Here is a 13,452-nt window from a genome sequence, read left to right on the forward strand (position 1 = left end):
GCTTATCCCAGCCTGACAGTCTGGCTTACCAGGTCGGTAAGCGAAGACGAAAGGAAGAACCAGAGAACCACCAAGGCGACAGCGGCTACAACCCAGGTCAGCCAGTACCAGCGGCGACCGCTGTGCAGGCGTGATGTCCGGGCTACAATTGGAGCGTCCTGTGCAAGCGTAAAGGCCGGCACACGCTCCGCGAGAGAGCGCACGATATCTTCCCGACGCTCATCATCCTGGGCACGATATTGCCCCACGAACCCCAGCTGCAGGGTCCGGTACATGCAGGTCAGGACAGCGGCGTCAGGAGCGGTTTCTTTCAGCAGATTGCAGATCCGTTCCCACAGCTCCTCACCGGCATTGAGGGTGCCAAAGAAGTGTGCCTGCAGAGGGTCACGGCGCCAGGTCAGGTAACCATCATCGGTGGTTCCCCGGTTCATCACGCTCTCATCTAGCAATGCACACAGGGCATACACCATATGGTCACGGCCGATGTCGCTGTAACCTGCCTCCGTGAGCGCCGATTTTGCCTCCTGCACCAAACGGCAGGCCCGGCGATAGAGCCCTTCCCCGTCCCGGACTTCCTGACCGCCGCGCAGCTGGCTGACCATCAGCCAGCCCGGGTAGAAAATACGTTCTATCTGACTGAGTTCGGATTTATTCATGAGCGCAGCACCGCAAAGAGTTCCAGATTCACATCCCCCAGTGATCGCGGGGTGTAGAAGGTGCAATTGCCCAGCTCTAGCATTGCGCGAGCCGCCTCAGTACTCAGATCCAGCGAGAAATACTGGTTCTCAAGGCGTAACGGGATAGCGGCCGGCACATGGGTCAGCGGCTTGATAACCATCCCACTCAGGGCCACATTTACCACATCGGACACATCTTCAAAGCTGCCCGCTTTACACAGCTGCGGGAATTTCGTCTGAAGCTCATGGTTCGGCATGGAAGAGCGTACGGAAAGGTAGAAGTCTGCTCCTTCGCGCAGACGCGCATCGTGCAAGGCACCTTTCCAGATCTGGTCCTGGTGCTCCAGGTGGATACTCACCACCCGTGACGGCAGACTCGCTTCCAGCAGCTTATCGAGCAGTGCCAGCAGCGGCGGGAATACACGTTCTGGTGCATCGTGCTGGTAAGCAGGAATATCGCCAGCGTCGTGGTCAAGTGAGAAAGTCAGCAGGCTACCGGTAAGACGAGTCAGTTCGCGGTACAGCAGTTCCGGGTGACGCTCAGGCGTCTGAAGCAGTTCCGTCAGCACCGGAGCAGCGCTGTTCAGGGCATTGAGCAGCCAGAACAGGGAGACATCCGCAACCGCAAAGTCGGCCATACGCTCGTTACTTTCACGACGCATGGCCATCAGGCGACGGCGACGGGCCTGCAGACGGACCAGCAGGTCACCCAGTTCGGTGGCAAGCCATGGACTGGCAGCAACAGACAGCATTGGCGGGATAAAGGCCGGGTCTCGGCTCCACTGCCCCTGCGCATTACGCATCAGACGGGCGACCGGACAGGTCAGGTATGCCGTGTTTTCCTGACTGGACAGACGCAGAGTCAGTGCATTACGCAGAATAGCGAGCTCCCCGCTTTCATGGCCGGCCAGTTCCTGCACGACGACACGCTCCGCTTTCCAGCGCTTAGGCCGCTCACTGTCCTGACCATTATCGAGGTTGCCGCCACTGGCGCTCAGCAGCGGAAGTGCGACAACCACGTCAACAGCTTCACTGCCGGTGGCAACAGACAAATCACAGACCGGAGGAAGCGTGTCAGCCAGATCGGTATCAACGAGGGTACCGTCCTGAAAGCGCACCACCAGACGGGTGGCGTTCAGGCGCGCCAGCGCCAGTGCAGCATCATCAAATTCTGCCGCAACCACGCCCCAGGGATGAGAAAAACCCATCCGGGCAACCATGCTGTCAACGTGTTCATTCCAGCGAACCTGCTGCTGGAATTGTTGCGGGGCCAGAGCGGCCCCATCCTCCCAAAGCGGGCGGTAAATTTTCATCTCTGATCTCCTCTCGCCTTACGATTTGGCTTTCGGCATCTGGGAAACCAGTGGCAGGTTGACGTCCATCCTTTCCACCTGGAAGGCGGCACGGCGTACAGCATCACGCGGAAGAAGCCCGTGTTGTCTTCGCTGCTGTCATCAGCCAGCGTCTTTTTAACCGTCAGATTAATTTTTGGGGAATATTCGGAAACAACGGAGTCAAAATTATTTTTGTTCAAGCTAACTTTTTTGCGCTCAGACAGTGGTGCAGACTCCTGATCATTACTGAAGTCGCCCGCCACGAGCAATTTCAGGGGGAGATCGGTTTCTTGCTGACTCCCCCAGTATGCAGGCCAAGCTTTAGATTAATACGTGCCTTTGGCACTTCATTCTGGAAACTATCAGCCATCTCATCACCCCCGATTTATCGCTGCATGCACTTTCAGACTAAAGTGATTTACATAAGATAATAGAATAATGATCGACTTAAGATCAAATATACAGCCCTTCAATCTAAATTAGGAATATTATTAAGAATTTTCCACTAAATATTAACGGGGAGCAGCACTGGTATATCAGTAAAACTGACTACCACAAGCACACAACACAAACATTTATGTCGCAGCAGTAAAAATGAACGGACAATTGTTAATAAAATCATCTTGAATTGATTTGCATCAACATCAAGAAAATTAAAACCCCCATGCCTTTTTAAAGATATGGTTTTGCTCAGAAATAGATAAAAGGGGTAGAAAGTCATAGCCTTGCTTCATATGGGGAAACACAGCAATAGCCATAAGGAGAACATCAGGAACATAAGCGGTTTTATGTCACGACAGAGAACGTTTTATTAACCGTCAGGGCTATATGGCGATCCTGTCGGGTTTCAGCACGAAAGCAGGAAGTACATGGGCCTGGAGACTGTAATTTAAATTGTGTATCTGCCTGTTTTTGATATGTTCACTCCAACAACGGAGACAGACAAACGATGGACGAAAAAAAACTCAAAGCACTGGCTGCTGAATTAGCTAAAGGCCTTAAAACCGAAGCCGACCCCAATGCGTTTTCCCGTATGCTGAAGAAGTTAACTGTCGAACGGCGCTCAATGCTGAACTGACTCATCATTTCGGTCATGAAAAAAATGCCCCAAAATCAGGCTCAAATACCGTCAGGATGATGCTGCCATTCCCCTGCGCATTATTCCTGTTCGCCGGATAATGTCGGAGAGGGGATTAACGTTTAAATCAGGATCTCGCTGTGCCGTTCACGGTACTCTTTTGGTGTCGCATCATAGGCTTTTTTAAACACTGAATAGAAATATTGTAATGAAGGATAACCACACATCTGAGAAATCTCATTGATCGATAATGAGGTTGAGACGAGCAGGGTACGTGCTTTTTCTAATTTTTCAGCATGAATGACCGCGTGGATAGTCTCGCCCACTTCTTCTTTAAAACGTTTTTCAAGATTGGAACGCGATATTCCGACAGCATCCAACACCTGCTCTACCTTGATCCCTTTACAGGCATGGTTACAGATATAGTGCATCGCCTGAATGACCGCCGGATCGCGCAGGGCACGGAAATCTGTGGAACGTCTCTCAACCACCCGAATAGGCGGGACGAGTACTCGCTGTAAAGGGAGGGTTTCATTATTCAGCAGACGGTGTAACAACTTGGCTGCCTGATAGCCCATCTGACGGGTTCCCTGGGCTACTGACGAGAGTGCGACCCGAGATAAATAGCGGGTAAGTTCTTCATTATCAATGCCAATCACACAGATTTTTTCTGGCACCGGGATCTGAAGATGCTCACAAACCTGCAATAAATGGCGTGCTCTGGAATCTGTTACCGCAATAATACCGGTTTGCGCAGGTAAGGTTTGTACCCAGTCAGCCAGGCGATTCTGGGCATGCTGCCAGTTTTCCGGCGCGGTCTCCATACCCTGATACACCACCTCACGATACTTTTCCTTCGCCATGAGTTGCCGAAATGCATGTTCACGTTCAACCGCCCAGCGTTTATTACTGGAACCGGGCAGGCCATAGAAAGCAAAGTCTTGTATCCCTTTTTCCTTGAGATGTAAAAAAGCACTTTCCACCAGCGCATAGTTATCTGTTGCAATATAATGCACGGGAGGATAGTGCTCCGTCTGGTGATAAGAGCCGCCTACGCCCACAATCGGCACCTCTGCCTTCTCTAGCAATCCTTCAATTTCGGCATCATCAAAATCGGCAATCACGCCGTCGCCTAGCCACTCTTTGATATTGTCGATACGGGCGCGAAAGTCCTCTTCAATAAAAATATCCCATTTCGACTGCGACGCCTGCAAATACTCACCAACACCTTCGACCACCTGACGATCGTAGGCCTTATTGGCATTGAATAATAAGGTAATGCGATGGCGTTTCTCAAACATGTTAACAATCCTAAAAATTGCCCGGTATTTTAATACTATATACCTAAAACAAGCAGAAAAACTGGGGGAGTATTCCCCCGGCTGATACTCGATAAAACAAGATTAAGCCCGACGTTTCGTGGCTGAGTCCATCCAAACAGCTAACAATAAAATAGAGCCCTTAACGATATACTGCCAGAACGTCGGGACATCCATCATACTCATGCCATTATCCAGAGAGGCCATGATAAACGCCCCCATCACGGCTCCGGCAACCGTACCGATCCCCCCCGCCAGACTGGTGCCGCCGATAACACAGGCCGCTATCGCATCCAGCTCAGCAATGTTTCCGGCAGAGGGTGAACCGGCTCCAAGACGTGAGCTCAAGATCAAACCGGCGACGGCGACCATCAGACCATTGATAGCAAATACAGCCATTTTGGTACGCGCAACATTAATCCCGGAAAGTCTGGCTGCCTCAATATTGCCGCCAATAGCATAGATACGCCGCCCAAATGCGGTACGGGTTGCCATAAACATGCCCACAAGCATTAATAACACCAGAATCAGCACCGGCGTTGGCACCCCACGGTAATCATTCAGTAACCAGATAGCACCCAGTACAATAACAGCGGTCAGTGCCTGACGTCCGATAGTGCTACTTGATGCCTTGGTTACCAGACCTAAAGCTTCACGACGCGCACGCAATCGCCATTGCCAGGCGACAAAAACCATCAAACCTAACGCACCAATACCAAAACCAAGACCATTGGATAAATAACTCTGACCTATCTGCGACATCGCTTCACTGGTCGGTGAAACCGTAGTACCGCTGGTGATGCCAATAAGAATCCCACGGAAGGCCAGCATACCTGCCAGGGTGACAATAAATGACGGCACTTTGCGATAAGCCACCCACCAGCCATTCCAGGCACCCAGTACCAGGCCAAGTGCCAGAGTGACGATAATGGTTAGCGGTAATGGCCAGCCAAACCAGACATCGAAAATCGCCGCAACGCCCCCCAGCAGTCCCATCATCGAACCAACCGAAAGATCAATTTCAGCCGAGATAATGACAAACACCATACCTACCGCCAGGATTCCGGTAATCGCGGTCTGGCGTAATAAGTTAGAGATATTCCGGGCACTGAGATAGGAACCGTCAGTCATCCAGGTAAAAAACAGCATGATCACCACAATCGCTGCGATCATGACAAACATCTGTAGGTTCAGTTTTTTCAGGCTACCCAGCGGGCTGGCCAGCTTTATTTCAGAGGGGGTGCTTTTCGACATGGGAGTCACTCCTTAGTGCCGCTTCCATAACCTGCTCTTGGGTCAGGTTGTTATTAACCAGGTTGGCCTTGATACGCCCTTCATGCATCACCAGGACTCTGTCACTTAAGCCCAGCACTTCCGGTAATTCCGAGGAGATAACAATCACAGCAATGCCTTGCTGGACCAGTTGATTGATAAGCTTATAGATCTCATATTTCGCCCCGATATCGATGCCGCGTGTGGGTTCATCCAGGATAAGGATTCGTGGGTTAAGCAACAGACAACGGGCCAAAATAGCTTTTTGCTGATTACCGCCGCTCAAGCGGCCAATCGCCAGTTCAGGGGATGAGGTTTTGACTTTAAGACGCTGGATAGACTGTAAAATACAATTCTGTTCCGCTGCATCGTCCAGGCTGGTTGCCAGCCCGGTAAATTGATCAAGCGAGGCCAGCGTAATATTTTGCCCCACCGCCATCACCGGTACGATGCCATCACGCTTCCGGTCTTCCGGCACCATTGCAATCCCTAAACCAATAGCCTGCTGGCAGCTGTTAATTTTAACCGGCTGATTATCAATAAAAATATCGCCCTGAGACTTACCCGGCCAGACACCAAATAAACACTGGACCGCTTCGGTACGCCCGGCCCCCACCAAACCAGCGATCCCGAGAATTTCGCCTTTATGTAATGAAAACGAAATATCATTCACCCGCTTCATATGCCGGTTAACCGGATGCCAGGCAGTAAGGTGTTCAACCCGCAGGATCTCTTCGCTGATCTGGTGCGGTTCGTTTGGATAGAGCGCGGTCAGTTCACGCCCGACCATCATGGTAATAATGTCATCCTCGTCCATCGTCACCGCATCACGCATACCAATAGGTTTACCGTCGCGGATCACGCAGATGGTGTCAGAAATGGCTTTCACTTCATTCAGCTTATGAGAAATATAAATACAGGCGATACCATGAGCCTGCAGATCGCGAATAATCCCCAGCAGTATCGCGGTCTCTTGCTCGGTAAGCGAAGCGGTAGGCTCATCAAGAATTAATAAACGCACCTGCTTATTCAGCGCTTTGGCTATTTCGACCAACTGCTGCTGACCCAGCCCTAAATCCCCCACTCGGGTATCAGGAGAAAGGTTCAGGCTGACCTGGGCCAGTAACTTTTCTGCCCGTAGCGTCATGCTCTCGTAGTCCAGCAGGCCATAACGAGTCATCTCAGAACCGAGAAAAATATTTTCCAGGATGGTCAAATGTTTAACTAATGCCAGCTCCTGGTGAATAATGGCAATACCTTTACGTTCAGTATCGCGAATATGGCTCGCTTGTAATTGCTCACCCGCAAACCAGATTTCACCGTCATAACTGCCATGAGGATAAATGCCACACAGCACCTTCATCAGGGTCGATTTTCCCGAACCATTTTCACCGCACAGGGACATCACTTCCCCGGCGTTAAGCGACAGACTGACGTTATCCACCGCCTTCACAACCCCAAAAGCCTTGGTGATACTTTTCATTTCTAGCAAGTAAGGCATACCTTTTCCCCGCCTGACCTGAATTTTCCCGCCCGGCGATATCACGGGCGGGAGGGGTTCAATATTCGTCATACTTCAAATGGCTTGTAACCACATGAATTATTCAGACTAGAGATCGCTCTTTTTGTGGAAACCATCGGCCACGACAGTGCTGTCGACGTTGGTTTTATCCACTTCAATAGGGGTCAGTAAGCGGGAAGGAACATCTTTGAGACCGTTATTCAGGGTACTATCGACAGCCGGTTTTTTATCATTACCCAGCTCGACAGCGATTTCGGCAGCGGTATTGGCAAGTGTGGTGATTGGTTTATATACCGTCATGGTTTGGGTACCTGCCAGAATACGTTTAATTCCGGCCAGGTCGGCATCCTGACCTGAAATAGCCACTTTACCTGCCAGTCCTTGGGCACTTAATGCCTGAATAGCGCCCCCTGCGGTCGCATCATTGGAAGCAACAACAGCATCAATTTTGTTATTGTTTGCTGTCAGCGCATTTTCCATAATTTTCAGGGCATTCTCGGGCAGCCAGGCATCAACCCACTGATCGCCGACCACTTTGATTTTTCCGCTATCAATATAGGGTTTTAATACCTTCATTTGTCCTTCGCGGAATAATTTCGCATTATTATCAACAGGCGAACCACCCATTAAGAAATAATTACCGGAAGGGACTCTGTCGACAATACTTTGAGCCTGAAGCTCACCGACCTTTTCATTATCGAATGAGACATAATAATCAATATCAGCATTATTAATCATGCGGTCGTAAGCCAATACCTTTATGCCTTCACGTTTTGCCTCAGCAATAACATTACTTAATACCTGACCGTTGTAAGGAATAATAACCAGTACATCCACGCCACGGTTAATCATATTTTCGATTTGTGCGATCTGCGTTTCCTCACTGCCATTCGCTGACTGCACAAATACTTTCGCACCTTTTTCTTCTGCTTTTGCGACAAAGATATCACGATCTTTTTGCCATCTTTCAAGTCTTAAATCATCGATAGCCATGCCTATTTTAACTTCTTTAGCTATACCACTGAAGCTTGTAAGCACCAGGGAAGCACATAACGACGTCAGTAACAGCTTCTTTATATTCATCTTATTTTTACCTGTAGGGTTATCGGAATAAAAAGGTGTATACATCTGCAGACGAAAGGAATTGTTGTCGTTGAGGATTAAAGAAGCAATTACTGATTTTTATCTTCTCATTATGATATTTGGTTTAATGTCGAAATTATGATGGCGATCTGATTTTAAATTTACCGACATCCCTCTGACAGCGCTCTCATTTAGTTTTCAACAGCCAAAAATTTATTTTGACTGTATTTTGAGAACTGGCGCACGTTTGCGTATTCTCTGAAGCTGAATGTGAAATAACGTAATTGTACATCCCCACCGTAAATCTCAGGATTAATACAAACTTCCCTGGCAGACCTTTTTCTGAATACGGAGTCAATTATGCAAGCCTATTTCGATAAACTTGATCGCGTACGCTTTGAAGGCCCTAAAAGTACTAATCCCTTGGCATTCCACCACTATAATCCAGATGAATTAGTCCTGGGCAAACGTATGGAAGATCATCTACGATTCGCAGCCTGCTACTGGCATACTTTCTGCTGGGCGGGTACCGATATGTTTGGTGTTGGTGCCTTTGACAGGCCATGGCAGAAGCCCGGTGATGCCATGACTCTGGCAAAATATAAAGCCGATGTTGCTTTTGAGTTCTTCCACAAATTAAATGTCCCGTATTACTGCTTCCACGATGTCGATGTCTCCCCTGAAGGCAGCTCGCTGAAAGAGTATAAAAATAACTTTGCCGTCATGACTGATTTACTGGCGCAGAAACAGCAAGAGACCGGCGTGAAGCTACTGTGGGGAACAGCAAACTGCTTTACTAACCCACGCTATGCGGCAGGTGCGGCGACTAATCCGGATCCAGAAGTCTTCTCCTGGGCTGCCTCTCAGGTAGTTGCGGCGATGGATGCAACCCATAAACTGGGCGGCGAAAACTACGTTCTCTGGGGCGGTCGTGAAGGCTATGAGACCTTACTCAATACCGACTTACGTCAGGAACGCGAACAAATCGGCCGCTTTATGCATATGGTGGTTGAGCATAAACACAAAACCGGCTTCCGTGGCACGCTGCTGATCGAGCCCAAACCACAAGAACCAACGAAGCACCAGTACGACTATGATGTGGCAACCGTCTATGGCTTCCTGAAGCAGTTTGGTCTGGAAAAAGAGATCAAAGTAAATATTGAAGCTAACCATGCCACTCTGGCAGGTCACTCCTTCCACCATGAAATCGCCAGCGCCATCGCCATGGGTATCTTTGGCTCAGTTGACGCCAACCGCGGTGATTTGCAGTTAGGCTGGGATACCGACCAGTTCCCTAACAGTGTTGAAGAGAACGCACTGGTTATGTACGAAATTCTCAAAGCAGGTGGATTTACCACCGGCGGAATGAACTTCGATGCCAAAGTTCGTCGTCAGAGTACCGATAAATATGACCTGTTCTACGGCCATATTGGTGCGATGGATGTGATGGCACTGTCGCTGAAAATCGCTGCACGTATGATTGAAGACGGTGAATTGGATAAGCGTGTCGCCAAACGTTATTCCGGCTGGAATGGCGAGTTTGGCCAGCAAATTCTGCAAGGACAGCTGTCACTGGCGCAAGTCGCCCAGTACGCAGATCAGCACAACTTTGACCCACGCCACCAAAGTGGTCAGCAGGAATTACTGGAAAATTTGGTCAATCATTACCTCTTTGACAGATAAATACGCCTCTCCCTTTTCTCTTGCGCACCACCTACGGGTGGTGTGTTCATAAGGAACAAGTCCTATGTATATCGGCATCGATCTTGGTACCTCAGGAGTAAAAGTGATTTTACTCGGGGAACAGGGTGAAGTCCTGGCTTCAAAAACCGAATCACTGAGCGTTTCTCGCCCACATCCATTATGGTCAGAACAAGATCCTGAACACTGGTGGCAGGCAACAGACAAGGCAATGAAAGCTCTGAGTGAACAGCACTCTCTCAGCCAGGTAAAAGCACTTGGCATTGCAGGACAGATGCATGGCGCCACCTTGCTGGACAGCCAGCAACAAGTGCTACGTCCGGCGATTTTATGGAATGATGGCCGTAGCGGAGCGGAATGTGCCTTACTGGAAGCCGCCGTTAACGACTCGCGTCAGATTACTGGCAATCTGATGATGCCCGGTTTCACCGCGCCAAAACTACTGTGGGTTCAGCGTCATGAACCCGAAGTGTTCGCCAAAATAGATAAAGTTCTGCTGCCAAAAGATTACCTGCGCTTACGCATCACGGGCGAGTTCGCCAGCGATATGTCCGATGCCGCAGGTACCATGTGGCTGGATGTCGCCAAACGTGACTGGAGTGATGTGCTACTCAATGCCTGTCATTTACGCCGTGAACAGATGCCAGCCCTGTTTGAAGGGAGTGAGATTACCGGCACACTGAAAGCGGAAGTCGCCGAAGCCTGGAATATGCCAGCCGTTCCTGTGGTGGCGGGAGGGGGAGATAACGCTGCAGGTGCTGTTGGCGTCGGGATTGTCGAAGCGAATCAAGCTATGCTGTCGCTCGGTACCTCCGGCGTCTACTTTGCGGCGAGCGAAGGATTTCTCAGTAAACCAGAAAGTGCGGTGCATAGTTTCTGCCATGCGCTGCCAAATCGCTGGCATCTGATGTCGGTGATGCTTAGCGCGGCATCTTGCCTTGACTGGGCAGCAAAACTGACCGGTTTAGAGACGGTGCCAGCGCTGATTGCTGCCGCTGAACAAGCGAATGAAGAGGCAGATGTGGTGTGGTTCCTGCCCTATCTGTCCGGCGAGCGCACGCCCCATAATAACCCTCAGGCTAAAGGCGTATTCTTTGGTCTGACCCACCAGCATGGTCCGGCTGAACTCGCCCGAGCCGTACTTGAAGGTGTGGGTTATGCGTTAGCAGACGGGATGGATGCGGTGCACTCCTGCGGCATTACACCAAAAAGTGTCACGCTGATTGGCGGTGGCGCACGCAGTCCATACTGGCGACAAATGCTGGCAGATATTAGCGGCCAGATACTGGATTATCGCACCGGTGGTGACGTCGGTCCCGCGCTCGGCGCCGCCCGTCTGGCACAAATAGCCTTGTCGCCAGAAAAACCACTGACCTCGCTGCTCCCGCCATTGCCTCTGGAGCAACAACATCAGCCTGATAGCGCGCGCCATCATCTTTATACTGAGCGACGCAAAGTCTTTAAACAGATTTATCAGCAGCTAAAACCGTTAATGTGCTAATCGATATCATTGACTGCCTGCGCGGCCTTCCCTGCCATCCTCGGGAAGGCCTGCGTTTTCTGTCAGCCATTTAAGTCAAAGCAATATGCGGTTGTTTCATAATGAGGATTGAAACCCGTCAGCAAGATACTCAGCTGCTTACACAAAACTTATCAGTAACCTTAAGTGATGCGATACCGCTGCTAAAAATGAAGAGGTTTTGGTTCTTCGCGATATACATGGTCGGTGTCGATGCGGTTTATGAAACGTACGATCAGCAGTTTGCTATCTATTACAGCACCTTCTTTGAAAACAAAGCCATAGGCGCAGAAGTCTTCGACTATTTAACCACCGTTCAGATTGCCCTTGATGCAGTTGTTATATTCTTCGCCCCTTAGCTCGTGAATAAAATCGATCCTAAAAATGCTTTATTATACTGCGGCATAATCATGACGGTAATATCTATACCCGTCATACTTCAAGTTGCTTGGGTGTTGCGTGCGTGAGCCGCGCCGAATCATAGAGTTTATCTATACTCATCGACGCGCCCCACTTCGCGCCTACAAGCAACTCGAATTATTTTGGGTATAGACGGATTCACCAGACTTTTTAAGAGCATCTCCTCCAAAGAGTCTGGTGATACAAATTACAGAATGTAGCCCGACTAAGATACGGTGATTTCAGGCAAGTTTTCAGAAAATAGCAGTATATCTGTATATTTTTGCTGCACTTTTAAAAATCATTTAAAATCAACAGCCATTAGCTCAGCTAAGCTTTTATCTTCAACTGAACGATGACATACATCGATATAATCTGTAAATTTTGGTGATAGTGGCATTCCTAATTTAATTATTCTTTCATTATTAAAAACAACATTCATTTTAGAAAACTGACCATAAAGGCTCATTGCTTTGAGTACTATTCTCTCATTACAATCTCCGAATAATTTTTTGAAATTAGTTTTTTCAAGTGATAGCTGTTTATAATTTACTTTCTGATAAGTACCACTAATTGAAGTAGTTCCTGCTGCTTTTGCCATTGCCCGATCAATTTCTGCAAAACTAACGCTGCTTTCTTGTCCTGATGATATATGGTAGACAGGAAACTCAAGCTCCTCTGTATATAATATTTTAATAATAGTCTGAGCACAATAATCAACCGGTATGACATCAACTCTGTCGCTCAGATTACACATGAATTTTCCTAATTTAAGAGCCATACGGAAAACCCAAAATATACTGGCCGACGGAATACACCCATATTGAGTATGTCCCACAACAATTGATGGACGAGCAATAATCAACGGCAGCTCAGGCAAACACTCTTGCATCATTGTTTCTATCGTTGCTTTACTCCATGTATATTCAACAAGATGATTTTCTCTGAGAGTATAACTGATATCTTCAACGACGGTGGTATTCGGCGCAGGAGTACATGACATAGCAGTACCGACATGGATAAACCGCTGCAATGATTTAACGCGACTCATGCGGCTGGCGAATTGAAATGTTCCTTCAACATTGACTCTCCAAATCATCGGATTATTACCAAATGAAGCAATTGCTGCACAATTGATAACCTTCTCTACATCATCTAATCTTTTATCCCTGATAAAAGATTCAACTTTAGATAAATCACCCTCAATGATATTCAATGATGTCAGTTCACTAAGGGTTATGTCATTTACGCCAAACTTAATTAAATTTTTCTTCACACGACTCAATGCAGTATCTGATGTATCGCCTCTGGCTAATAGTAATAATCTTTCTGCCCCCCCTTTTTTTATCAACTCTGCCGTTATTGCTCCGCCGAGAAATCCTGTGGCACCAGTAACCAGTATCTTATTCATTTCAACACTCTCTTTCTTAAAAAATTTAATCACATGCAGAACAATGTGTTTTTTGACAAGCATTCCGGTTACAAATGGAATGACAATCTATACATATTTTTCATTTAATTACATGAATGAAAATTCATTTAGACGTT

Annotated in this window: 9 protein-coding genes and 3 pseudogenes; 4 read left to right on the forward strand and 8 right to left on the reverse strand. The window is 48.4% G+C overall.

Annotated features, from left to right (window positions below):
• Window positions 1-2: 2 nt before the first annotated feature.
• The 3 genes and pseudogenes from tssL to Q1A40_RS06965 all read right to left on the reverse strand — a co-directional run.
• The gene (tssL, locus tag Q1A40_RS06955; protein WP_299998740.1) at window positions 3-656 is read right to left on the reverse strand and encodes a type VI secretion system protein TssL, short form; all 654 of its coding nucleotides are present in this window, start codon (window positions 654-656) and stop codon (window positions 3-5) included.
• Window positions 653-1,990, reverse strand: coding sequence for a type VI secretion system baseplate subunit TssK (tssK, locus tag Q1A40_RS06960; RefSeq protein WP_299998741.1), 1,338 nt, complete (start codon window positions 1,988-1,990; stop codon window positions 653-655). Before tssK ends, tssL begins: the two co-directional genes overlap by 4 nt.
• Before the next feature lie 122 nt (window positions 1,991-2,112).
• Window positions 2,113-2,381 (reverse strand): annotated as a pseudogene (locus Q1A40_RS06965) (type VI secretion system contractile sheath small subunit); the annotation flags it as partial.
• Between the two features lie 579 nt (window positions 2,382-2,960).
• On the opposite strand from Q1A40_RS06965, the pseudogene Q1A40_RS06970 reads away from it, so the two are divergent.
• A pseudogene (locus Q1A40_RS06970) lies at window positions 2,961-3,139 on the forward strand (IS256 family transposase); the annotation flags it as partial.
• 72 nt (window positions 3,140-3,211) lie between these two features.
• Here Q1A40_RS06970 and xylR read toward each other — a convergent pair.
• The 4 genes from xylR to xylF form a co-directional block, all read right to left on the reverse strand.
• The gene (gene xylR / locus Q1A40_RS06975) at window positions 3,212-4,390 is read right to left on the reverse strand and encodes a D-xylose utilization transcriptional activator XylR (protein WP_299998742.1); all 1,179 of its coding nucleotides are present in this window, start codon (window positions 4,388-4,390) and stop codon (window positions 3,212-3,214) included.
• Between the two features lie 102 nt (window positions 4,391-4,492).
• Window positions 4,493-5,662 (reverse strand): xylose ABC transporter permease XylH, encoded by a 1,170-nt coding sequence (xylH, locus tag Q1A40_RS06980; RefSeq protein WP_299998744.1) that lies wholly within the window; start codon window positions 5,660-5,662, stop codon window positions 4,493-4,495.
• Window positions 5,640-7,181, reverse strand: coding sequence for a xylose ABC transporter ATP-binding protein (locus Q1A40_RS06985; RefSeq protein ID WP_299998746.1), 1,542 nt, complete (start codon window positions 7,179-7,181; stop codon window positions 5,640-5,642). Before Q1A40_RS06985 ends, xylH begins: the two co-directional genes overlap by 23 nt.
• A 108-nt stretch (window positions 7,182-7,289) precedes the next feature.
• Window positions 7,290-8,285: a D-xylose ABC transporter substrate-binding protein gene (gene xylF / locus Q1A40_RS06990; RefSeq protein ID WP_299998748.1), complete on the reverse strand. Its 996-nt coding sequence runs from the start codon at window positions 8,283-8,285 to the stop codon at window positions 7,290-7,292.
• 360 nt (window positions 8,286-8,645) lie between these two features.
• Between xylF and xylA the strand changes: the two genes are divergently transcribed.
• The 3 genes and pseudogenes from xylA to Q1A40_RS07005 all read left to right on the forward strand — a co-directional run.
• On the forward strand, window positions 8,646-9,968 hold the full coding sequence (gene xylA, locus Q1A40_RS06995; RefSeq protein ID WP_299998750.1) for a xylose isomerase: 1,323 nt from the start codon (window positions 8,646-8,648) through the stop codon (window positions 9,966-9,968).
• 64 nt (window positions 9,969-10,032) lie between these two features.
• Window positions 10,033-11,487, forward strand: a complete 1,455-nt coding sequence (gene xylB, locus Q1A40_RS07000) for a xylulokinase (RefSeq protein ID WP_299998752.1) — start codon at window positions 10,033-10,035, stop codon at window positions 11,485-11,487.
• A 155-nt stretch (window positions 11,488-11,642) separates the two neighbouring features.
• Window positions 11,643-11,924: pseudogene (locus Q1A40_RS07005) on the forward strand (MFS transporter); the annotation flags it as partial.
• A gap of 281 nt (window positions 11,925-12,205) precedes the next feature.
• On the opposite strand, the gene Q1A40_RS07010 reads toward Q1A40_RS07005, so the two are convergent.
• A complete protein-coding gene (locus tag Q1A40_RS07010; protein WP_299998754.1) occupies window positions 12,206-13,315 on the reverse strand; it encodes an SDR family oxidoreductase in 1,110 nt (369 codons plus the stop codon).
• Between the last annotated feature and the right edge of the window lie 137 nt (window positions 13,316-13,452).

This window comes from uncultured Cedecea sp. (assembly GCF_947498825.1).
Taxonomy (GTDB): Bacteria; Pseudomonadota; Gammaproteobacteria; order Enterobacterales; family Enterobacteriaceae; genus JGM124.